Annotated in this window: 20 protein-coding genes; 4 read left to right on the top strand and 16 right to left on the bottom strand. The window is 34.5% G+C overall.

Annotated elements, in window-relative coordinates; translation table 11 throughout:
• Positions 1 to 202: 202 nt before the first annotated feature.
• Complete coding sequence (locus tag IEV50_RS06295) at positions 203 to 1,258, bottom strand: DUF262 domain-containing protein (RefSeq protein ID WP_188412370.1); 1,056 nt, start codon at positions 1,256 to 1,258, stop codon at positions 203 to 205.
• Positions 1,255 to 1,992, bottom strand: a complete 738-nt coding sequence (locus IEV50_RS06290) for an FRG domain-containing protein (protein WP_188412369.1) — start codon at positions 1,990 to 1,992, stop codon at positions 1,255 to 1,257. The genes IEV50_RS06295 and IEV50_RS06290 overlap by 4 nt, the downstream gene beginning before the upstream one ends.
• A gap of 480 nt (positions 1,993 to 2,472) precedes the next feature.
• Here IEV50_RS06290 and IEV50_RS06285 point away from each other — a divergent pair, with 480 nt between their 5' ends.
• On the top strand, positions 2,473 to 2,760 hold the full coding sequence (locus tag IEV50_RS06285; RefSeq protein ID WP_188412368.1) for a SymE family type I addiction module toxin: 288 nt from the start codon (positions 2,473 to 2,475) through the stop codon (positions 2,758 to 2,760).
• A gap of 221 nt (positions 2,761 to 2,981) precedes the next feature.
• On the opposite strand, the gene IEV50_RS06280 is transcribed toward IEV50_RS06285, so the two are convergent.
• From IEV50_RS06280 to IEV50_RS06250, 8 genes are all read right to left on the bottom strand, one after another.
• Positions 2,982 to 3,554: a hypothetical protein gene (locus IEV50_RS06280; RefSeq protein ID WP_188412367.1), complete on the bottom strand. Its 573-nt coding sequence runs from the start codon at positions 3,552 to 3,554 to the stop codon at positions 2,982 to 2,984.
• Between the two features lie 127 nt (positions 3,555 to 3,681).
• Positions 3,682 to 4,176, bottom strand: a complete 495-nt coding sequence (locus IEV50_RS06275) for a hypothetical protein (RefSeq protein WP_188412366.1) — start codon at positions 4,174 to 4,176, stop codon at positions 3,682 to 3,684.
• A gap of 163 nt (positions 4,177 to 4,339) precedes the next feature.
• Positions 4,340 to 5,032, bottom strand: coding sequence for a hypothetical protein (locus tag IEV50_RS06270; protein WP_188412365.1), 693 nt, complete (start codon positions 5,030 to 5,032; stop codon positions 4,340 to 4,342).
• Positions 5,033 to 5,196: 164 nt separating this feature from the next.
• Positions 5,197 to 6,045 carry a hypothetical protein gene (locus IEV50_RS06265; RefSeq protein ID WP_188412364.1) on the bottom strand — a complete coding sequence of 283 codons (849 nt, stop codon included), beginning with the start codon at positions 6,043 to 6,045 and terminating at the stop codon, positions 5,197 to 5,199.
• Between the two features lie 164 nt (positions 6,046 to 6,209).
• The gene (locus IEV50_RS06260; RefSeq protein WP_188412363.1) at positions 6,210 to 7,124 is read right to left on the bottom strand and encodes a homing endonuclease associated repeat-containing protein; all 915 of its coding nucleotides are present in this window, start codon (positions 7,122 to 7,124) and stop codon (positions 6,210 to 6,212) included.
• 141 nt (positions 7,125 to 7,265) lie between these two features.
• Positions 7,266 to 7,832 (bottom strand): phage lytic cycle repressor MrpR family protein, encoded by a 567-nt coding sequence (locus IEV50_RS19610; protein ID WP_229746646.1) that lies wholly within the window; start codon positions 7,830 to 7,832, stop codon positions 7,266 to 7,268.
• 99 nt (positions 7,833 to 7,931) lie between these two features.
• Positions 7,932 to 8,051: a phage integrase N-terminal SAM-like domain-containing protein gene (locus IEV50_RS19890; protein ID WP_371870266.1), complete on the bottom strand. Its 120-nt coding sequence runs from the start codon at positions 8,049 to 8,051 to the stop codon at positions 7,932 to 7,934.
• 254 nt (positions 8,052 to 8,305) lie between these two features.
• The gene (locus IEV50_RS06250; RefSeq protein WP_188412362.1) at positions 8,306 to 8,659 is read right to left on the bottom strand and encodes a hypothetical protein; all 354 of its coding nucleotides are present in this window, start codon (positions 8,657 to 8,659) and stop codon (positions 8,306 to 8,308) included.
• 234 nt (positions 8,660 to 8,893) lie between these two features.
• Between IEV50_RS06250 and IEV50_RS06245 the strand changes: the two genes are divergently transcribed.
• The gene (locus IEV50_RS06245) at positions 8,894 to 9,238 is read left to right on the top strand and encodes a single-stranded DNA-binding protein (protein WP_188412361.1); all 345 of its coding nucleotides are present in this window, start codon (positions 8,894 to 8,896) and stop codon (positions 9,236 to 9,238) included.
• Between the two features lie 471 nt (positions 9,239 to 9,709).
• Here the strand turns inward: IEV50_RS06245 and IEV50_RS06240 are convergent, their stop codons facing one another.
• The 5 genes from IEV50_RS06240 to IEV50_RS06220 all read right to left on the bottom strand — a co-directional run bounded on the left by IEV50_RS06240 (position 9,710) and on the right by IEV50_RS06220 (position 15,807).
• Positions 9,710 to 11,725, bottom strand: a complete 2,016-nt coding sequence (locus IEV50_RS06240) for a TonB-dependent receptor (RefSeq protein WP_229746645.1) — start codon at positions 11,723 to 11,725, stop codon at positions 9,710 to 9,712.
• Positions 11,726 to 11,845: 120 nt separating this feature from the next.
• Positions 11,846 to 13,177 (bottom strand): PQQ-dependent sugar dehydrogenase, encoded by a 1,332-nt coding sequence (locus IEV50_RS06235; RefSeq protein WP_188412359.1) that lies wholly within the window; start codon positions 13,175 to 13,177, stop codon positions 11,846 to 11,848.
• Between the two features lie 82 nt (positions 13,178 to 13,259).
• A complete protein-coding gene (locus tag IEV50_RS06230; RefSeq protein WP_229746644.1) occupies positions 13,260 to 14,606 on the bottom strand; it encodes an ankyrin repeat domain-containing protein in 1,347 nt (448 codons plus the stop codon).
• Positions 14,607 to 14,629: 23 nt separating this feature from the next.
• On the bottom strand, positions 14,630 to 15,115 hold the full coding sequence (locus tag IEV50_RS06225; protein WP_188412357.1) for an ankyrin repeat domain-containing protein: 486 nt from the start codon (positions 15,113 to 15,115) through the stop codon (positions 14,630 to 14,632).
• A 20-nt stretch (positions 15,116 to 15,135) separates the two neighbouring features.
• On the bottom strand, positions 15,136 to 15,807 hold the full coding sequence (locus IEV50_RS06220; protein WP_188412356.1) for an ankyrin repeat domain-containing protein: 672 nt from the start codon (positions 15,805 to 15,807) through the stop codon (positions 15,136 to 15,138).
• Positions 15,808 to 16,051: 244 nt separating this feature from the next.
• Between IEV50_RS06220 and IEV50_RS06215 the strand changes: the two genes are divergently transcribed.
• The gene (locus IEV50_RS06215) at positions 16,052 to 18,271 is read left to right on the top strand and encodes an NADP-dependent isocitrate dehydrogenase (RefSeq protein ID WP_188412355.1); all 2,220 of its coding nucleotides are present in this window, start codon (positions 16,052 to 16,054) and stop codon (positions 18,269 to 18,271) included.
• Between the two features lie 1,008 nt (positions 18,272 to 19,279).
• A complete protein-coding gene (locus IEV50_RS06210) occupies positions 19,280 to 19,690 on the top strand; it encodes a hypothetical protein (RefSeq protein ID WP_188412354.1) in 411 nt (136 codons plus the stop codon).
• 67 nt (positions 19,691 to 19,757) lie between these two features.
• Here IEV50_RS06210 and IEV50_RS06205 read toward each other — a convergent pair whose 3' ends face one another.
• A complete protein-coding gene (locus IEV50_RS06205) occupies positions 19,758 to 21,608 on the bottom strand; it encodes a DNA polymerase III subunit gamma/tau (protein ID WP_188412353.1) in 1,851 nt (616 codons plus the stop codon).
• Positions 21,609 to 21,664: the final 56 nt, after the last annotated feature.

Here is a 21,664-nt window from a genome sequence, read left to right as displayed (position 1 = left end):
AAAATAGGAAAACAATATTTGCAAGTTAGAACCAGAAGATTAGCTTTGTAAAGCTGTGCACTCTTGTTGCCGTTTTCTGTGCACTCTTAATTGCCAATTCTTGTGCAGTGTTATTTCCCGATTACATTATTCATTTAAATGACATACTTTAAAAGTTGATTTCGCAAAAGTTTCTTCAAGTCCTAGTATTAATAATAATTCACTACAAGTTTAAATACTCTGATAGTATTCTCAATTTCTCTTTAATAGTTGATACATCATTTGTGCCATATTGGGACAACCTATCAAATTCCAAAAGATCAAAATCAGCACCTTCATAATTTTTTTCTGCAGTCAATCTATTATTCCTGACTAAATCATCAAAATTTTGCAGATCTATTCTACTTATCGTCACATTTTTTTCCAATGCTTTTTTAAACAATAAATAATAAACGACCATTATCCCTTGAGTTCTTAAGAGGTGGTCTTGATTTATAAAAGTTTGTGACATTGAATCAACAACATTTTTTACAGTATCTCTAAAGCTGTTTACTAGAGCTGTATGCCCAGTTTTGTATCTTTTAGACATCGAATCTAGATAAACTTTCTTCGTATCTATCAATTTTCCATTTTCATGGTGAGAAGCTTCAACTAATAAATATCTTGCTGCTATTTCGAAATGTTGGTACCTATTATTTTGAAATTTTACTTTTTGAGTAAACAATTTCAAGTTAGAAATTTCGCGTATTACTCTAACCATATCTCCTCCAAAAGCATTTCTTTTTTCTGCTGAATTCAGTGGTGCTGCTTCATTTAATCTGGAGAACATGTCTTCGATTAAATCAAAATCATCAGTAAGGACACAAATTATTGGTAAAACAAATGAATCAAATTTTATTTTAAGTTTTGGATATTCTTGTGCAATATCATTGTAACTCATTCCAGCAATTTTTATAGATTCATCGTCTTGATAATCAAAATCTCCAGAGAGCTTAAAATCATTATTAATGAAAGACCAAATTGCTTCTAATCTTTGCTTTCCATCAATAATAGAATAGGTTCTGCCAATTTTAGCCCTTTCTTCTCTCGAAAATTGATGAAAATAAATTTTTGGAATATCATAATTATTAATGATAGAATCAATTAAGAGTTGTTTTTTTTCTGGTGTCCAGATACCACCATTTCTTTGATATTCAGGGGAAGTTTCTATTTCATCTCTTTCTGAATAAATTCTCAAAATAGTACTATGTTGAAGTGGGAACGTTTCTATATAACTCATGATAATTTCTTTTTAAGGATTTCGCCAATACTTGATAATTCTGGGAATAATGAAAATTTATTTACACTAAGTAAATCTAACTCTTTTCTTAACAAAGATTTGGACACTTTTGGGATTAAGTATTTAATAATTTCTTTGTTAGAACAAAATTCATCAAGTGGTTTTTTATCTAAGTGGTGGATTGTAAATACACCTAATTGAGCCTGTATTCTTGAATTATTTCTTGTCGCTATTGTTGCAACAGGCGACATTTCTAATTTTTTGTTAGAATTTACGTTTTGTATGTTATAATTAGTAAGATACTCGTCATCAAAGGAGGGAATGTAATTTTTTTCAGTTGTTTTTATATTTGCCAATTTATTTAATTCAATTGGTTTCAGCATCCACAAAGCACTGTCTTTATCATCATGTTCCTCATCGGAAATTGCAAAATAAAGTGACGTTAGCGGACTTTCAGACCAATCTAATAATCTGGTTGGAACTCCATAATGTTGCATTAAAAAAAGCCAGTCAAAGTCATCTTTTGGCGATGTGTCTATTAATAATGATGCTGATTGTTTAAATCTAGTTAGTAAAGATGTTTCTGAGACTTCAGTTGTATACCGAAAAAGACCAGGTGTTAGTTGCCAATCAAAACAATCCTGACCTCTAAACCAAACATCTTCACTATATGTTCCAATATCCTCTTTTAAAATTGTGATGAGTTCACTAAGTGAATTTATTTCTTTATTCATAATTTGGTTTATTATTTGTTTAGTGCCTAGAAGTAGGTATTGCTAATTAATAAACCTAATATCTAATTGCATTGCAGAGCATTTATTGCATTAAAGCTTTAATTTTCAATTATAATTGTGATTGAAATTTTAGCTTTACATTGAGAAGTGATGAGCGTATATATTCAAATTTGTTGTGAGTTAGCTGAAAGGGCATTTCTTCGTTAATTTAATTTTGAGAGTTAATAAATTTAACTAACATTTACTAGAATTCCTAAAATGTAGACAAAGAAGTTTTTTAAATGATTTTATCCGTTTATCTCCGACTAATTAAAATAAAAACCTCATCTTTATAATGCATCGACAGTTGGAGCAATCCAACGAAATATTTCATTTATAATAAAGCCCAGGCAATCTGGTGTAAGTCCAGCTGATATTCGGTTTTCCGACTGTTGATGCGGTGACCTTGGGCTATTTTTTAACTTTTTAATTTTTTCTAAAATGCATCAACAGAAAAATCAGAAACCTACTTCCATTCCGAAGTACGACCCAACCCAAATCAAAAAAGCAGATAGCCACTGTAGTTGCGGTGCTTGCTATGTGCCAAAAGCGAAAATGCCTGATGGAGTTCGTTGTCTAAAAGTCTACTACAAATATGTGAATGGAAACCAAATTCCTGTCATCTTATTGCAGGGCGAGTGGATTCGCAAACTCGGGTTTGAAGTTGAAGACCATGTAATTATTCACGAAAAGAAAGGCAAGTTGATTATTGACCTTGAAAAGGAATAGCCACTTTCAAAAAACTGTCGGGGTTGTAAAAATGCCGGCAGTTTGTGTATGAAATTTGAACGGTATGCGCCTGCTAGGTATGCGCCCAGTATTACTGCTAACGTTTTGCAGCTTGGCGAAGTGGCGGAATTCGAAGCACATATTTTCTATTTTGCACAAAATTTCAATTGAAAAACTGAACTTGAATTTAGCACTAAATCCCCACTATTGCCAAACCGATGTTAGCTGCAGACTTTTTTATATGCGTTTTCAATAGTTTCTGTAAATGGACTTCTAACTATTTGTCCTGTTTCCCGATTTCGCCAACCTTTTTCATTGTCATTCCATTTTTTTAATTCTTTTAAACTATATTCAATCTTTGTGCTTTTAGCATTCATTAAAGGAAAATAGCTTTTTATAAAATCTTCAATATTATTACTGATTTCTCCTTCAGTTTCTCCAATTTCCAAAAGAATAGGAAGTACAGCAAAGCGATTTTCTAAATTATAAATTTCATTTTCGCTAAAATCAGCTTTGTAATAATCAGGACACAATAATCCATTGGTAAATAATTCTACTTGAAAGGAAGTCCAATTTTTAACGTCATTTTTCAAATCCGTCCAATCACTTTCGTCAAAATCAAATAAGATGCGATGAATATCTTCGAACCCATTCCCTTCAGTCCAAAAATCGCTATCAACATTTTCATTTTTCAAAATGAACGAATAAAGTTCTAAAACCAAATTATTAGATGATTTAGTAAAAGAAGTTTCTTGGTATTTTTCCTTAAATATTTCAAAGTCTTTTTGTAACATTTATTTAGCGTTTGGTTTTTCAAAGTTTGCTGCTAACGTTTTGCAGGTTTAAGAATTTGCGGAGTTGCTTTTAGAAACCCTATCGTTCGGCACTAAATTTAGCGAAAAGCGCTATAAGTAGCCAAATTTAACTTTTAATAAACCTAAAAGCTGTCCAAATGATAGCTGATAAAGTACCCAGAATTAAAATTATTCTCCCTTGTTTTCTGTCTTGTTCGGAATAGCTATAGACTTGTTCCCCATTGGGCAGTGTTTTTTTATGTGAAAAGAGATGCCAACCAATGAATATTGCTATAAGTCCACCAAAGATTGCGAATACGTAACCAGCTACTATTGAAAGTTTTTGATTTTTTTCAGGTTTAGCTAACTCTTCAATTCTTTTCTCTTTCAAGGCGTTGATAGTTTCGGTATCTATTTTGTGTCCTCTGTCTTGAAGTATTTTTTGCGCCAAAAGATAATCATACTTGCTCCATTCGTCGCTTTTCAACAATATATCTCTTAATTCTTCATCAGTAAAATTAAATAGGTAGTGGTTTTGGTCGACTGCACTTACGTCTTTAGCAGATATTGCTGTCAATACCTTGTCTGCTTTTTCAAAGTCACTACTTTTTATCTTTACCAAGTATTCATTATTCGTTTGATTGTTTGCACTTGGCGAAGGTGGCGATTTTCACCACAAATCTTGATGCGGAGAACCAAACTTTGATTAACTACAAATGTGTCTGTGGAGCACTGAACCGCCACTTATGCCAAAAGCCTGTTATGGCTCGTTTTTCTTTCCATCGTCAGTTTTTAAACTTGTCTTTTAGTTTTGTCCACCAACTTTTTGGTTGTTGCTCTCCTGTCAAATTACTTATTGCAGTCTTTAATTTTTGTTCGTTATCTGCTGTTGCCGGAATAATTCCAAAATTGCCCATTTTGTCGTTATTTTCGTAAACTGCGTTCCAACCACGTTTACCATTTTCTAAGAACTCTTCCAAGTCAACTGGCTCATACTTTGGTGTCAAAACTTCAAAGTCGTCAAACCAAATTCTTAGGTCAATATGTCTGTTTCCTCCTTCCTGAAAAAGGTTAATAGTGTTTGTTAGTCCAATATTGTCGCCTGTTAAGTAGTCAAAACTTAAGCGGTCTTTCCAAGTATCAAAATCTTTGTCACCACAATTAATAAAGTCCCAACCATAAATCGAAAGTCCTTTAAAGCTGTGGATAATCTCTAAAATATTTTCTGGTTCAAATTTTTCAACTTCAGCGTTTTTGTCGTCCCAATGTCCATTGCGTAAAGAAGCAACAAATCGTCCAACTTGCTTGAAAATGAATAAAAGTCGATTGTCTTCGGGAACATTTCCGTCCTTGTCCATAGTAACCAACGCAAATGAGCAAGCAACCAAATTTTTCTCCTTGTCAAACTCAACTCCAAGTAAGGTCGCTTCATTTAGTGCAAGTCCAATTCTATGTCTTAATTCTTCGTCAATTTGCATTGGTCGTGTCGTCTTTTAAAATGAGCCATAACGGTTAAGTGTTTATGAAGTTGTGGCATTTGAAAAACGTCAGTTTCAATTAACCACAAAAGCAAAATAATGATTTAAAGTTGAATGCTTAACGTCCAGCCACAATTTTATAAACACAATGTTAGCAGCCGTTTTTAGGTCTTGGAAATGATTTTTTTGATTGTGCCAACTAGTGTTTTGTTGTCAAGGTTTTGCTTTAATTTATTAAAATCAACTACAAAAAAGTCTAATTTGTCTTTTCGTTTTTCAGCAGGAACAGCAATATGGAATCCTAATCTTTTCATTAAATTTTCTCCTTCAATTGAACCTCCAATCCCGCAATAAACTGTATCGATTAAATTTGATGCTAGATTTGAGACAATTTTTTCAAAATTCCATCCAATTAATATTAAGGCATTTTTATCTGATATGCTTCCGTCTTCGGATTTAGAAAGTAGTCCTTCAACATAGATATACCTACATTTATTTTTTTCTTCGTCAGTATTGCCCAAAACATCATTAGCTGTCAGTTCGCTTTCTAAAATGCTTCCTGCCTTAAGCCTATTATACGCATCTTCTGTTAAAGGCAATAAATTTATGTTTGCTCTGACATCGCCAGCATCGTCTTTAACTATAAAAAATGTGAACGGATTTTTTTGCCAAATAGGTTTTTTAAAATCCATTTCGTTAATTGGGCAACTATAATTTGCTCTTGCAAGAGCAACGATTTGTTCTAGCTCACTTTCGACTTGCACTTGACCTACATCGTAGTTGAAATGCGGAATTAAAAAGTAATCGTCAAGGTTTCTTAATGGTGTTTTCTTTTGTCGTTTAGTAATTATAAAATAAGCTAAAAAACAAATGATACAAAATATCAGCACAAACTCGTTTATCTTTTCGTCTTTAACTACGACTTGAAATAATTGAAAGAAACCACTTGCAATCCCTAAAAATCCAATAAGGTCTTGCGTCAAAGTATTTTTGTCTATTTTGAATAGTCTCATAATTAAATGGCTTCTAACGTTTTGAAAATTTGTGCAGAAATGGCATTACTTGCAGAACCATTGTCGTACCGCACTAAATTAAGTAAATAACTGATTAATTAACCTAAACCACCGTCAGCCATTTTTGTGCAAATTTGCTGTTATAGCTAGTGTTATATTCCATCTTACAGCACATTGCTTTTATCCAAATTACATTGTTCGCAAAGAGTTTCAAGATTTTCAATTACTGTTTCACCTCCTTTACTCCAAGGATTAATATGGTCAACGTGTAATATGATGTTGGGGTCTTTTGCTGGGGCACGACCACATTTTCTACAAGAAAAAAAGTCTCTTTTAAGTACAGTAAATCGAAGTCTTAAATTTATTCCTCTCGGTGTGCGTTTGATTTTTATTTCTTTTTTGGTTTCTTTTAGGTTACTGATTTTTTCTTTATTTAGTTCTATGAATTGAGGTTCAATATTTTCGTCTACACTTTCAGAATTTACATACTCTATAAATTTTTCTAATGCCAATCGCCAAGAACCGAATTTATTTTCATAAGAACTTATGTTGTATTTTGAAAGGGGCTTTACGACTTCTGCATATTTTGGCTGTCTGCCATAGTGTGTCCATAAGTCAAGAATGTTTTGTAAATATTCCTCTATTGAAGTATTGTAATTACGTCCTATTTCAAGTTTAGCTTTTTTCTTCGCATTATTCCAACCTCCAAAACGTTTTTGAATAGTTGCGCTTCCATATTTCCCATATGTTTCATAGTCTGAGATAGTAAATTTTGGATTGTCCAATTTTTTAGCAACACTAATTAAATCATTAATTAGCAATTCAGTTTTCAAGGCGGTTTCTCCGTATTCTATTCCGTGAATACTTTTTTCAGTTTCGAGACCTGCGTTCTTCAAAACGGTTTCCCAACTTCCAAATCGTTTTTTTGCTGTCTGATAATTATATTGAGAGCCATTAGCTTTACAATATTCTCTCATTTTGAGTGAATGCTTTTCTAAATTATTTGCAACTGTTCTCAAGTCATTGATGATTTCAATGTCAGAAATTTGCTTTCGTAAATCAGTCAACTCGAATTTCATTGTTGGTCGTCTTTGGGCATTAGCTATAACTTACATATAGGTCTGACTTTATCATCCTTATCCACCCAAATTTGGGCGTATTGGCCTGATAACCATCATCCATTATTTTTTTAAAAGTATTAAAAATGTCGTTATAAATCATCAAATAGACTTTTTATATGCTGAATGTTTGGTGCTTACGTGTGTGTAAATTTCAGTTGTTTTGGAGCTGTTATGCCCCAACAACTCTTGTATATACCTCAGGTCGGTGCCATTCTCCAATAAATGGGTAGCATAACTGTGTCGCAACCAATGCAAAGTTACTGGTTTAATTATTTTCGCTTTGCTTAACGCCTGCTTCAGTACACTTTGCAAACTTTTCTCCGAATATAAATTTTCTGTTTTTTGCCCTTCGAAAAGCCAAACTTTTGGATGGTACAACTTATAGTATTCTCTTAACATTTCTAAAATTTTTAGCGAAAGGGGCACAATGCGGTCTTTCTTCCCTTTAGATTGTTTGATAAATATAAGATTACGCTTCGAGTCGATATCAGTAGGTTTAAGATGCAATAATTCACTTCGCCGTAAGCCACAACTGTAAATTAAACTAAGCATAGTTTTGTGTTTAATATTTGTTAAAGCTTCTAAAATTAGTTTTATTTCTTCCTTGCTTAGTACATTTGGTAATTTATGTTCAGGCCGTGGTCGATGTATTTTTTCTACAACCATACTTTTATCCTGTATAGAATTAAAATAGAGTTTAATGGCATTAACAATCTGGTTTTGATAAGAGGATGATAATTTATTTCGACCAATAAAATCGTTATTTTATGTAATCACATCTGCATTCGTTAATTCATTAGCTGGTTTTGGATTAAAAAACATCAAAAAACTACGTAACGCTTCACTATAAGTTTTAATAGTGCTTAAACTATACCGCTTTGACATTAAAAAATTTTTGAAATCCTTAATTTGCAAAACAACCTCCGCAGGCGTTGTAATTAAGTCAAATTCATCTAATTTAAAACGTTTTAGGTTTTCTTCCGTTGCTGGTAAATGCCAAACCTTCAAGCTTGAACTCCATTTTGCACCTTTAATTTTTTTAATGCGCTCAATTAAATCAGTTCACTTTTCAAAATAAACAGCTATTCTATCTAAACGACTATGCTTAATCAGCTTCGCTTCTCAATTTATCTTATCCATTATTTCTCCTCACGTTTTATCAATAAAACTTCTTCATTTTCTAATAGGAGATAGCCATACTCATAACAAAAAACATAAATTGTTCCTTTTTGGGTGGCGTAGGTGTGGGTATGGTAATTAAAGTCGAAACCTTTACGAAGCAAAATTTCACGTTTAACTTTAATCTTTCCTTCTGGATTTTTATTTCGTAAAATATCTCTATTCTTTTTTAAAACCCGATTAACTTCATTTAAAAAGCTATTGTCATCAGCCTTTTGGCGGTTATTGTAATTATTTCGACATTGATCGTCGCAAAATTTTTTATCGGCTCTGCCCCTAAGCAAGCCATTACAATCTAAACAGAAACGGTCCATAATTATTGATTTAATTATGGGATGATTAATTAAAACTACTGAATATTTAGAAATTGAACAAATTTTAAAAGGCTTTTTTGAGCAATGACGGCAACTTATCCGTTTTTAAACGTTTATAAGCGACTATAAATATTTATTATCCGAATAAGTTTTGTTACCCGTTGCAACTTTGTTCTGTCGATAGTCATGGTGGCTATTGGTCGTTAAAAATTAGAAAAATTAATTTATTAGATCATGGAAAACGTAACAAACAAAGTAGTACTAAGCGGATTTGCAGGTGCTGATGCAGCAGTTAAAGATTTATCGGGAACACAGAAACTGGCAAAGGTAAGATTAGCTGTCAACGATTATTACAAAAATGCTTCGGGTGAGGAAGTGAAAAACACGCAGTGGTTTACCTTAACCTTTTGGAATGCCAAAGCAGATTTTGCTGAAGCGCAAATTAAAAAAGGAACACGTTTAACTATTGAAGGCAGATTAGTGAATAACATCTATGAAGGTAAAGATGGAAGTAAGCATTATACTGTAGACATTGTGGTAACGGAGGTTTCTATAGCAGCGTTGGAAGTTGTGAATTAGTGGGAATAAAATTCTGAATTATTTTGATGCTCATAAGATGTCGTCAAATAAAGCAGAATTGTTAACAGCCTGGGCTTGCCGAAATTTAATAATGTCGGAAAAATAATCTTTCGGCGAGCTCAGGATTTACAGCACGTTGTTTATTTTCTGTTTTACGCAAACAACCTGGCAATTTAGCCGTGTTGAATCTGCATGCCCAGCATATCAACAATGCGGAGATCTTAAAGCGTATTAAAATAATTTATCAGGCATTCACCATTCCTGATGTCTTAAAAATCACCTGCTTTATCTTACTGCTTGAGGTAGGTATGAACACTTGCGCACATGAAATGTATTTCTACTTGTTATAAGTTTTTCTTTTTGAGAGTCGAACCGTGTATTGTCTGCTCATTCGGATAGGCATAAATCTTCAAGCCCGTAACAAAGTTTCGTATCAGTATTGTATTACAAATTCCTTTTCATAAATCCCGGTTACAACTTCGCAGAAATTCCTGCATAGTAATTTCTTCCCGCTGCTGGATTAAAATATCGGTTATTTGCAGCGTTTAAGTCATTCCCCAAGCTGTAATTTTCGTTAAGGAGATTATTTATACCTGAAAATATTTCCAGTTTTGCTTTGCCGATTTTTAAATTTCTTAAGCCTGCCTTAGCTTCAATCAAATTATACCGCTTCGCGTAAACTGTGTTTGCATCGTTCAATGGAATGGTAGAAGTGTAATTATGTTGCCAAAATAAATAAAATTCTTTTTTAAATAAGAATTCAATGCTGCTAACCAAAACATTTTCTGGTACGCCGGTAAGTTTGTTGCCCGAATAATTCACACTTCCACTTATAAAATTTTCAAAACGGTAATGGCTGTAAGTGTAACTGCTCCTTAACTGTAAACCATTTAAAAAACCATTTTGGTTTTGAATTAACCAAAGTGCAGCTTCCGTTTCAATTCCTTTCTGCCTGGTTCCGCCCGCATTAATAAAGTATTCTGTATCGTTGGCATTTAAGCGCCTTACAATCGCATCTTTAAGTTCATATTGGAAAATATTTCCATTTGCGTAAAAGCGATTATTCTTGGTTTTGTACCTTAAACCGAATTCATAATTCCAGCCCTTTTCTGCCTGTAGGCTATTGTTAATATTGTTGTCTGATGAACGAATCTCGGCAAGGGTAGGAGGAGAGTAGCCTTTACTTACCGATGCACGTACAGAAATTTCTGGATTCAATAAATAGGAAAGTGCAATTTTAGGCATCAGCTGTGCGGTAAATTTTCTCTCTTGAGCTGCAATTACTACGGGAAAAAAGCTTTCATACTGGTAGTTAAAAAAGTTAATACTCGATGCCATTTCAACTAATAATTTACTGCTGATATCAAAATTCAAACGAAGAAAAGCAAAATCCTGATTGGCTTTTAAATCATCATAAGCAAGCATTGCCGAAGGATTACCTGCATTATTATTAAAGTTTTTTACCTGTGTTCTTGTTCCCGAACTTTCTAAACCGCCTTGTACATTCCACTTAAAGTTTTCATTGCTTTGCGAAAATTCTAAAAACGTTCTCAAACCCAAAGTGCTTTCATTACGCTTTTCGTAATTGGTAATAAAGGGATTCTTAAAATCGGTATATGAGGTAAATAAGGCAATTACATGCCTGAAATTTTTATCGATTTGATAAGTGTTCGATAAGCCTGCAAAAATGGTTTTATTATAAATCGCAGCTTGTTGGGTTATGGCTCCGGGAATTGTAGGAGTTGCTGGTCTGGCCAGTTTTGGGTCTTGCGCCAATTGAACTGATGTTAAACCTCCTGGCGTTTTATAAGCTAAATCGCTATAGAAAATAAATGCTTTCAAAAATCCGGAGGGATTATAATTCCATTGTTGTGTGGTTTGGAAATATTTCCGATCCGTAGCACTGTTTTGCCTGTAACCATCACTTTTCTGATAACCTTGTGTAACACTGAAGCTATAATTTTTAAAGCTTCGCTGAATATTTGCAGTTTGATGGAACAAACCATAAGAACCGCCACTTATTGAAGCTTCGATTTTATTTTGGTTATCAGGTGAATTTATTAGAATTGCACCTCCGGTATTTGCACCAAAAATACTTGCTTCAGGTCCTTTGTAAATTTCAATCGAACCTAAAGAGGCAACATCTAAAAGATTCAAATACGTGTTTCCACCTGCATCAGTTAATGGGAAATCATCAATATAAATTTTTATGTTTCTAATACCAAAAGGCGATCTTAATAAGCTGCCACGTAATGATAACCGGTAACTGCCAGGAGAACGTTCTTCCATTCTTACACCAGGAACGGTGTTGAAAATGCTTACAGGAGAATTGTTTTGCTGGTTGCGGATTAAATTACTATCGACCAGGCTAACCGCAGATACCGAACGTAAAAGTGGTACGGCGTTATAATAACCTTTTATTACAACCTCGTTAAGGTTTTTTGTAGAATCTGTTTGAGAAATTTGTGCAGCGACAGTTAAGACCAAGCACGTAAAAATTAGAGTAAACGTTGATTTCAATAGAGATTTATTAAACGTATTTAAAACAAATTCGCAGGTTAAGGGATAAAATTACAAATAACCTGCGAATCTGTGGCAAGCTAAAAACTATTTAGCTGAAACTTTCCAGATGATACCGCTAACATCATCGGCAACTAATAATGCACCATCAGGCGTTAAGGTTACACCAACAGGGCGACCATAAACATCACCTTTATCGGCATCGGCAATAAATCCGGTTAAAAAATCTTCGGGCTTGCCTGTTGGTTTACCATTTTTAAATGGCACAAATGCAACTTTATATCCTGCCAATGCAGAACGGTTCCACGAACCATGTTGACCAATAAAAGCTCCTCCATGGTATTTTGTAGGGAATTTTGTTGCTTTATAAAATGCTAAACCTAATGATGCAGTATGCGAACCAACAGGTACATCGGGTACAATTGCTTTTTTTACGAGTTCAGGATTTTTACCTTTCATACGAGGGTCTTCATTTTGTCCGTAATAAGAGAATGGCCATCCGTAAAATGCACCCTGTTTAACACTAGTAATATAATCTGGTACGAGCTCATCGCCTAAACCATCACGTTCGTTTACCGCTGTCCACAACATATTTGTTCCAGGTGCCCAATCTATTCCCACAGGATTACGTAAGCCGCTAGCATAAATTTTTTCTCCCGTTCCATCCGGATTAATTTCTAAGATATTTGCCCTTCGAACTTCATTTTCCATTCCGTTTTCGCCAACATTACTGCCAGAGCCAACGGTTACATAAATCTTGCTCTTGTTTGTGTTTGTAATCAGATTACGTGTCCAATGATTATTATAGCCGCCTGCTGGCAGGCTTAATATTTTTTTTCCTTGGCCGGTAATTTTGGTATCCCCTGTTTTATAAGGGTATTGAAAAAGCCCATCGGTATTGGCTACATAAAATTTATCGCCAATAATTGTCATTCCATAAGGCTGTTTTAACCCGGTTAAAAATGTTGTTACGGTTTCAGCTTTTCCATCTTTATCCGCATCGCGATAAAGTAAAATGGTATTTGCACTTTTTCCTGGCACTTCCGATTTTGATTTCCCTGTAACCGCACCCGCAACCGCTTCAGCAGCACTTCTTTCAGAATTTGTAAGTACAACTAAAATATCACCATTTGGCGTTACAAACATATTTCTCGGACTTTTTATACCAGAAGCAAATCTGGTTACTTCAAAGCCTTCGGGTGCTATTGGTGTTTTACCTTCAGGCCAGTTAATAACTTTACTGAATTTGCTTTTTGCTGCTTTTTCATCGGGGGCAGGCAGGTTTAATTCGGCTGTATAAGTTTCTATGGTAGTATCACTTGCTAAACTATCAGTATCTCTTTTCGAGTTTGAATTGGATTGGCAGCCAGCTAACAGGGCTGATGAAAATAGTACCGTGTATAAAATTTCTTTTTTCATAAGATGACAGAATTGACAATAGGTTGATTAATTAATAATTACAACACTATAAAGCAGAAATATGTTTGAACCTGTATATAATCTAACTTTTAAGGATTTTTATTTTTTCTGTATCGAATTCTTCCTGGGATAATATGCCTGCATCCATAAGTTCCTTTAAATCCAATAAGGCTTGCTTTTTTGAAGTAAAGTTTTCTATTGCAGGTTCAGGGGTTATTTCTGCACCAACCTGGCTTTGCGATGTTTGTTTAAATGAACTTGAGGGACTGGCTTTTAAAAGTAATTCTGTAATTTCATTAAAGCCTTTAATGTTGGAGTAATCAATGGCTTTCTGTTCTTTTACATTAACAATAGATGGATTTGCGGCATTTTCTAAAAGAAATTTAACGATATCTTTCTTGCCATTTGCAGCAGCGTAATGTAAAGCTGTATTACCGCTTTCATCTTGGATATTAACATTTGCACCCTTTTCTAAAAGTAATTTTAGCATGCTTAAGTGACCACTTTTAGCTGCTACATGCAACATGCTTTCACCGCCATAGTTATAAGAAATATCGAATGAGAAACCCGCAGAAACCGAAAGGTTATTTGCCGTTTCTACCCATTCCAGGTAAGAGTACATTGAATCATCATTTCCGGATAGGGGTTTGGAATAATTAACCTCAACACCATTTTCTAAAAACAATTCTACAATTTCTTTCTGGTTTTGGCTACAGGCGTACCAAACGGGCGATAATCCATTTTTCGAGGATACAAAAACATCTGCACCTTTTTCAACCAAAAGTTTGGTGAGCATTCGATTAGCATCGAAGCAGGTTATTAGTAATGCAGATTCTCCTTGGTGATTAATATGATTTATAAGTCCGCCATTATTTAGAATTAATTCAACCATCGGTGTATTTTTAGATTTTGCCGCTAACAACAAAGGCGAATCACCTTGCTTATTGGTGGTATTTACATTGGCTCCATTGTTAATTAATTTTTGAATAATTTCCTTATTTCTCCATCCCGATGCAACAAGCAGTGGGGTTTCGGCCTGGTTATTTTCAACATCAACGGCTAAGCCAGCTTCGAGCAATTTTTCCAATACTTCTGTTTGTCCGTTTTGCGCAGTTAAATGGAGCAAGCTGTTTCCCTTATTATCTTTAATATTTACGTTGGCGCCTTGTGTAATTAAATAAAGTGCGGTTTGTTTTTGTTTTTGCAAACAAGCAAAATAAATTGGTGTCTCTCCAGCATGGTCTTCATAATCTATATCGGCACCTGCATCTGCCAGCATTTTAACAAGGTCTAAATAACCCTGATGTGCCGCATAGTGCAAGGCCGTTCGTCCTTTTTCATCAGTATATTTTACATCTACCTCCTGGTTTGCCAATAAAAGTTCTGCTATTTTTCTTTTGCCGCTTTCGCAGGCAATTATAAAAGACATCGACATATTTTTTAATTTAGATGTTAAGACTGTTTCATTAATAATTCAACCGTTTTGATTTTCAGGTTATCGTCAGATGCCAACATCAGCGCCGTTTTATCCTGATCGTTTGTTATAGAAATTTCTGCACCGTTTTCTATCAGAAGCTTTACTTTTCGATAGATTTCTTTGGCTTTTTCAGCTTCATAATTTACGTTATAGGCACAAACTTTATGCAATAAGGTATTGCCATGGCTATCTTTTTGATTTACATCAACTTTTCCCGAATCAAGAACCGTTTCCAGAATATCTGCTGATTTTTCGGCAATTAAATCCAAAGGTGTACTTTCTCTACCGTAGTACATATTTGTTTGATAAATATCGGCACCATCTTCGATGAGTTTACGAAGCATTTCCAGCCCTTTTTCCGAACTGTAGAACATTCTGACATATTCAAATAATAAACTCACCTGATCTTTATTTAAAATATCAAAATCGGGACTCGCATAATTCCTTAGTTTAGTGTACATATCTAAATCCTGCTTATGGGCTACAGCATAAAAAAAGCTGAATTATCGTCTTTATCTAAATCGTTAGGGTTGGCACCATGCGCTAACAACAGGTCTAAATATTCTTTTTTGTTAAATTCAATTGCAGTAATTAAAGGTGTTTTTTGGACAACATTTGGTGCATTCACATCTAAACCTTCATTAATTAAAAGTTCGAGATAGGCTAATGAAAGGTCCGGCTTCATCAAATTGGTTTTTATCACCAGATGAATAAAATTTTCTTCTGTATTATTTTTAAAATTTACATCACAACCTGCATCTATTAAAACTTTAATTTTTTCTATGCTGGCGCCTTTCTCAAAAAAGTAGCCAAGCAGGGTTTTAGAAGCAACTTCATCATTAAGGTTGTCAAAATGGGTAATGAATTTATTTAAGAACTGAATGGCCTCTTCGTCATCACCAAGGTTTCTGATAAGGCTTTGAAAAATACTTTTATCAAAGCTGTCGAATTCGTAAATATCGGTCTCGATGGTGTTATCTTTAGCCATCAAATGGAGGATTTCGTATTGTTTTTCCTTGAACAGGTTATCGAAAATTTGGGCTTTTTGATGTTCCTGTAAGCTTTTAGATAGCTTAAAACCTTCGGTTATCAATGTTTTTGCTTCCGTATAATTTTTGCTGTATAAAGTTTGTTCTAAGTTCTGCTCGCTCATATTGTATATGCTTTATGCTTTTTATAATTAACCAGTTTGCTCGTTTTAATAACGTAAAAAGGAAAGAGATGTTTATTTAACCTCACAAAAATATATTTATTGGCACCTCAAAAACCATAAATAACATTGCGGTGTTCCTTAAGTCAATCGATTATTTTATCTTTAGACGATTTTAAAAAAAGAGGGATTTTAATCAGAAATCTTATTGTTTCATTTAAATTATTAGTAAAAAATCAAATATAATATGTCAAATACATCAAAAATCATCTACACCAAAACAGATGAAGCGCCAATGCTGGCTACCTATTCGTTGTTACCTATTGTGCAGGCTTTTACTGCATCAGCAGGTATTGATGTAGAAACCAGGGATATTTCTTTAGCGGGAAGAATTTTGGCAAACTTTCCTGAATATTTAAAAGACGAACAAAAAATCGGCGATGCTTTAGCAGAATTGGGCGGATTGGCAACAACACCAGAAGCAAACATTATAAAATTACCAAATATTTCAGCATCTATCCCACAGTTGGTTGGTGCAATTACCGAACTACAATCACAAGGGTTTGATATTCCAAACTATCCTGATAATGCACAAAGTGATGAAGAAAAAGCAATCAAAGCTAAATATGCAAAAGTTTTAGGTTCGGCTGTTAACCCAGTTTTACGTGAAGGTAATTCGGATAGAAGAGCGCCTAAAGCGGTTAAAAATTATGCTAAAACCAATCCACATTCAATGGGCAAATGGTCTGCAGATTCTAAAACAAAAGTAGCCAGCATGAGTGAAGGCGATTTTTACGGTTCTGAAAAATCAGTTACACTTTCAGAAGCAAGTCAGTTTAAAATTGAATTTGTAGCTGAAGATGGTTCAGTAAAAGAATTGAAAGGTTTAGCGCCATTAAAAGCAGGAGAGGTTATTGATAGTTCTGCGTTGAGCTTATCGGCTTTAAAAACTTTTGTAGCCAAAGAAATTGAAGAAGCAAAAGCTGAGGGTGTTTTATTATCAGCGCATTTAAAAGCAACGATGATGAAAGTATCTGACCCATTAATTTTCGGAGCGATTGTAGAGGTTTACTTTGCTGATGTTTTTACAAAATACGCTGATTTATTTGCAGCATTAAATGTTGACACCAGCAATGGTTTAGGAGATGTTTATGCTAAAATTACTGGCAACCCTAAGCAAGCTGAAGTTGAGGCTGCACTGGCCGATGCGATTGCAAACGGGCCGGCTTTAGCCATGGTAAATTCTGATAGAGGCATTACCAACTTACATGTACCTTCTGATGTAATTGTCGATGCATCGATGCCGGCAATGATTCGTACATCAGGACAAATGTGGAACAAAGAAGGTAAGCCACAAGATACCATCGCTTTAATTCCAGATCGTTGTTACGCTGGTGTTTACACGGCAACAATCGATGATTGTAAGGCACATGGTGCTTTTGATGTTACCACGATGGGTTCTGTGCCGAATGTTGGTTTAATGGCCCAGAAAGCTGAAGAATATGGTTCACACGATAAAACTTTCCAGGCTGCGGCTAACGGAATAATTCGTGTAGCAGATGCGGATGGTAAAGTTTTCTTCGATCAAAAAGTTGAAAAAGGAGATATCTTCCGTATGTGCCAAACCAAAGATGACCCAATTCAGGATTGGGTTAAGCTTGCGGTTAACAGAGCTCGTTTATCTGAAACACCAGCCATTTTCTGGTTAGATGAAAACAGGGCACACGATAGAGAAATCATTACGAAGGTGAATAAATATTTAAAAGACCATGATACTAATGGTTTAGACATCCGCATTCTTGCACCAATCGAAGCAACTAAATTTACTTTAGAGCGCATTCGTAAAGGTGAAGATACCATTTCTGTAACCGGTAATGTATTGCGTGATTACTTAACAGATTTATTTCCAATTTTAGAACTAGGAACTTCAGCGAAAATGCTTTCTATTGTTCCTTTAATGAATGGTGGCGGTTTATTCGAAACCGGTGCCGGTGGTTCTGCTCCAAAACACATTGAACAATTTATTGAAGAGGGTTATTTACGTTGGGATTCATTAGGTGAGTTTTTAGCGCTACAGGCTTCATTAGAACATTTATCGCAAACCCAAAATAATGCAAAAGCACAAACTTTGGCTGATGCGTTAGATGAAGCAAACGCTAAATTTTTGGCAACTGATAAATCTCCGGGACGTAAATTAGAAACAATTGACAACCGTGGTTCTCACTTCTATTTAGCTTTATACTGGGCAGAAGCTTTGGCTGCACAAACAAAAGATGTGGAATTGCAAGCGAGATTTGCGCCGCTGGCAAAAGTCTTAGCTGAAAATGAAACGAAGATTAATGAGGAATTAATCGGTGCTCAAGGCAAGCCTCAAAACATTGGGGGCTATTATAATCCTAACGATGAATTAACTGAAAAAGCCATGCGTCCAAGTGCAACTTTAAATAATACATTGGCTTCTTTGTAAGCGAATAATAATAAGTTAAAACCCCCAATCGAATTTGATTTCGGTTGGGGGTTTTTGATTTTTAAGAAGGTAAATCTTTTTATTACTAAAACTTTAACTTGATAAAAATTTCTATTTTAAAAAATTAACAATCCTAGCCAAATCCAAATAAAGGGAATAAAAGTTAAAATTGCCTGAAAAAAGAACTCAATGGAAGTAGCTTGTTCTGTTTCTTCATCTGCACCAAATTTTGTGTGAAAAAAAAGATGACGGTTGTAACGCCTTAAAATTATGGTGTCAAACCATTTATATAAGATAAACACAGTAATTGGACTTATAGATGCGAAGCACTGGATTTTTTCATTCTTAGATAGGTTTGCACTAAAATGTAATATTGAAAAGCAGACAATCAGCACGCAAATAATAAGTAGAATAAAATAGATTCTACTATTACGTAAAAATTTATGAGCGGGAGGATATACAAAGGTAAAGATCCAGCTAGAAAAAATAATTGCAATAATTATATGATATTTAAATCTGCTTTTAGCTGTAGACCTTTTAACCAGTCAATTTAATAAAAACTTTATTTTCTGTTGGAATAAGATTTATAACAGCCATAAAATTATTTATTTTATACAAATGCGTTTAGATAAGCAGATTCAATACTGCTTATTTTATACAAAAATGTTTGAATAAGGGATTTGTTTAAATTTTACATATTTATTTTACAGTTAGGTGAATTTAATAAATATGCCCATTTTTACAAACAGACTTAGAAGTTTACGGATTAGCGACAAGCCAGACTTTTGCCAACATGGTGCGTAGCGATGAAACTGCAATATTGCAAACGTGATATTAGCTGTTAATATATTAATTGTTAATTAAATCTCCACTTTTCCAATAATCATCAGCAATGTAGAGATTTGATAAAACGTCTTTGAAAACTTTTTATAGATCTAATAATCTTCGAATAAAAACCATCTTCCCATCCGTTTGTTATATCTTCAAATTAAAAAAGGAGATACCATTATGGATACTAACGAAAATAAAGGCTCGCAAGATAAAATACACAGCACCACAGAAAACATCGAAATCAATAAAGAAAACTTATCTTTTGATGAGCATAAACAAAGCTATGAGCTGGATGTAAAAGGAACCGATAAAGATTACGACCACCCGATGGGTTATGAAACGGTTGCTGCCGGAGCAAAAGATGATGATTCTACCTACGATGAAGCCAATCCGTATGTAGGCGACGAATACGCACGAAATGAAGAAATTGCAGATGACAATTTAGAAGAGTTAGGTATGCACGTAGATAATGGCGAAAGCGTGAAGTTAAATCCTGAAGATGAAATTTTAGCCCGCACACCTGAAGATAATCGAGATGATTTAGATGAAGAAGGTTATCCAATTAATGATGAACCTAATGCAGTTTAGCAATTTTCAGTTTTCAGTTGGCATTAAGGTGTTAACTGAAAACTGGCAACTGAGAACTTTCAACTGACTAAGGATTAATATCTAAATTAAAGCGTTTGCGCAATTCGTCTAATTTTGGATTTTTATTAACCAGATAGTCGTATTTTTCTCTATTCCCGTACAATCTGTTTTCAATCTTTCGTTCCATCAATTTATAAGTAACTTCGAGGCCAAAATTCCTCAACTCATTTCTTAAATAATTAAGCAGTTCTACTGATTCCTTCTGCACAAATTTTTCCTGTGTCTTACTTTCAACAGAAATTTCAATTACTTCAGGATTAAGGAGAGTAGGTGCAAAATTATTTAAAATAGTAAAAAGATTAATTTTATCGGCTGCTTTAAGCATTTGAATATAATTGTTCCAAACTTCTAATAGCCTTTCATAATTAAAAGGTTCTCTTGCTTCGCCGGTAACTTTTTTCAGACCGGAATCTTCTTCCACATTCGCCACACGCTCCAAATCGTTAAGAGAAGGAATAAGTGTACTCGCTGCATTGGCTTTTGGAATGTTAATGCTTATAGAAGTTGCAGAAGAAAGCGGATTAACTCTTGGTATTTCTTTTGAATGGTTTTCGCTTTCGGTTTTAGTCTTTAGTCTTTCTGCTTCTGAATTGTATTCGCCTTCAGCTTTATTCTTTAGGTTTTCTGTTTGTGGAGTAGCTTCGCTTTTGGCTTTATTCTTTATGCTTTCCACTTTTTCAGCTACGACATTAGTTTTTTTTTTATCCTGATCTTCGTCAGTTGCTGTATTACTAAGGCTTAAAGGCTGTTGGGCTAAATGGACGACCGACCTGATGTGGCACATTTTAATCAATGCCAGCTCAACCTGTAATCGTTGGTTTTTAGAGTTTTTATAATTTAAATCGCAGCTATTGGCAAGGTTTAATGCTGTTAACAAGAATGATAATTCTGTTTGGCGGCACTGTTCCAGGTATTTTTGCTTAATATTTTCGCTAACTTCTAATAATTTAATTGTTGCAGCATCTTTGCCAACCAATAAATTACGGAAATGTGAAGCTAAGCCATTAATAAAGTTGTTTCCATCAAAACCATTATTCAAAATCTCATCAAATAAAAGCAAAGTGTTACTAACTTCTGCGGCGATTAAATGGGAGGTAAGTTTGAAAAAGTAATCGTAATCTAAAATATTCAGGTTATCAATTACGGCTTTATACGTAATGTTCTTATTGGCGTAACTTGCAATCTGATCGAACATGGAAAGCGCATCACGCAAACCGCCATCTGCTTTCTGGGCGATAATGTGTAAACCGTCTGCTTCAAAAGCGATGTTTTCTCTTTGAGCGATTGCTGCTAAATGGCTCGAAATGTCCTCAACCTGTATGCGGTTGAAATCAAAAATTTGGCAGCGAGATAAAATCGTTGGCAAAATTTTATGCTTCTCCGTCGTAGCAAGAATAAAAATCGCATAAGATGGGGGTTCTTCTAAGGTTTTCAGAAAAGCATTAAATGCATTTGCTGAAAGCATGTGCACCTCATCAATAATATAGATTTTATATTTTCCGGCTTGTGGCGGTATTCTAACCTGCTCAATTAAACTACGGATATCATCAACAGAGTTGTTAGATGCTGCATCTAATTCGTGAATGTTAAAAGAGTGACCTGTTTGGAAAGATACACAGTTTTCGCACTGCCCGCAAGCTTCCATTTCTGTTGTAGGATTGGTACAGTTAATGGTTTTTGCCAGGATACGGGCACAAGTTGTTTTACCAACGCCACGCGGACCGCAGAATAAAAATGCCTGCGCTAACTGGTTGTTTTTTATGGCGTTTTTTAAAGTGCCTGTAATATGCTGCTGACCAACTACGGTTTCGAACGTTGCCGGGCGATATTTACGGGCAGAAACAATAAAATTTTCCATCGGCACGAAAATAGGAAAAATTTATGGAGTTGGAATGCCATAAATTTGGAATGTTG

The organism is Pedobacter mendelii (assembly GCF_014635725.1).
Lineage (GTDB): Bacteria > Bacteroidota > Bacteroidia > Sphingobacteriales > Sphingobacteriaceae > Pedobacter > Pedobacter mendelii.
Note: the sequence above shows the minus strand (reverse complement) of the source record. Positions and strands in the feature narration are given on the sequence as shown.

Bases quoted from the DNA above. Each gene is read 5' to 3' on its own strand.
- IEV50_RS06215 (WP_188412355.1), top strand. From the start codon at position 16,052: ATGTCAAATACATCAAAAATCATCTACACCAAAACAGATGAAGCGCCA.
- IEV50_RS06265 (WP_188412364.1), bottom strand. From the start codon at position 6,045: ATGAGACTATTCAAAATAGACAAAAATACTTTGACGCAAGACCTTATT.
- IEV50_RS06210 (WP_188412354.1), top strand. From the start codon at position 19,280: ATGGATACTAACGAAAATAAAGGCTCGCAAGATAAAATACACAGCACC.
- IEV50_RS06280 (WP_188412367.1), bottom strand. From the start codon at position 3,554: ATGTTACAAAAAGACTTTGAAATATTTAAGGAAAAATACCAAGAAACT.
- IEV50_RS06245 (WP_188412361.1), top strand. From the start codon at position 8,894: ATGGAAAACGTAACAAACAAAGTAGTACTAAGCGGATTTGCAGGTGCT.
- IEV50_RS06235 (WP_188412359.1), bottom strand. From the start codon at position 13,177: ATGAAAAAAGAAATTTTATACACGGTACTATTTTCATCAGCCCTGTTA.
- IEV50_RS06285 (WP_188412368.1), top strand. From the start codon at position 2,473: ATGCATCAACAGAAAAATCAGAAACCTACTTCCATTCCGAAGTACGAC.
- IEV50_RS19610 (WP_229746646.1), bottom strand. From the start codon at position 7,832: ATGGTTGTAGAAAAAATACATCGACCACGGCCTGAACATAAATTACCA.
- IEV50_RS06230 (WP_229746644.1), bottom strand. From the start codon at position 14,606: ATGTCTTTTATAATTGCCTGCGAAAGCGGCAAAAGAAAAATAGCAGAA.
- IEV50_RS06260 (WP_188412363.1), bottom strand. From the start codon at position 7,124: ATGAAATTCGAGTTGACTGATTTACGAAAGCAAATTTCTGACATTGAA.
- IEV50_RS06205 (WP_188412353.1), bottom strand. From the start codon at position 21,608: ATGGAAAATTTTATTGTTTCTGCCCGTAAATATCGCCCGGCAACGTTC.
- IEV50_RS06250 (WP_188412362.1), bottom strand. From the start codon at position 8,659: ATGGACCGTTTCTGTTTAGATTGTAATGGCTTGCTTAGGGGCAGAGCC.
- IEV50_RS06295 (WP_188412370.1), bottom strand. From the start codon at position 1,258: ATGAGTTATATAGAAACGTTCCCACTTCAACATAGTACTATTTTGAGA.
- IEV50_RS06290 (WP_188412369.1), bottom strand. From the start codon at position 1,992: ATGAATAAAGAAATAAATTCACTTAGTGAACTCATCACAATTTTAAAA.
- IEV50_RS06220 (WP_188412356.1), bottom strand. From the start codon at position 15,807: ATGAGCGAGCAGAACTTAGAACAAACTTTATACAGCAAAAATTATACG.
- IEV50_RS06270 (WP_188412365.1), bottom strand. From the start codon at position 5,032: ATGCAAATTGACGAAGAATTAAGACATAGAATTGGACTTGCACTAAAT.
- IEV50_RS06225 (WP_188412357.1), bottom strand. From the start codon at position 15,115: ATGTACACTAAACTAAGGAATTATGCGAGTCCCGATTTTGATATTTTA.
- IEV50_RS19890 (WP_371870266.1), bottom strand. From the start codon at position 8,051: ATGTCAAAGCGGTATAGTTTAAGCACTATTAAAACTTATAGTGAAGCG.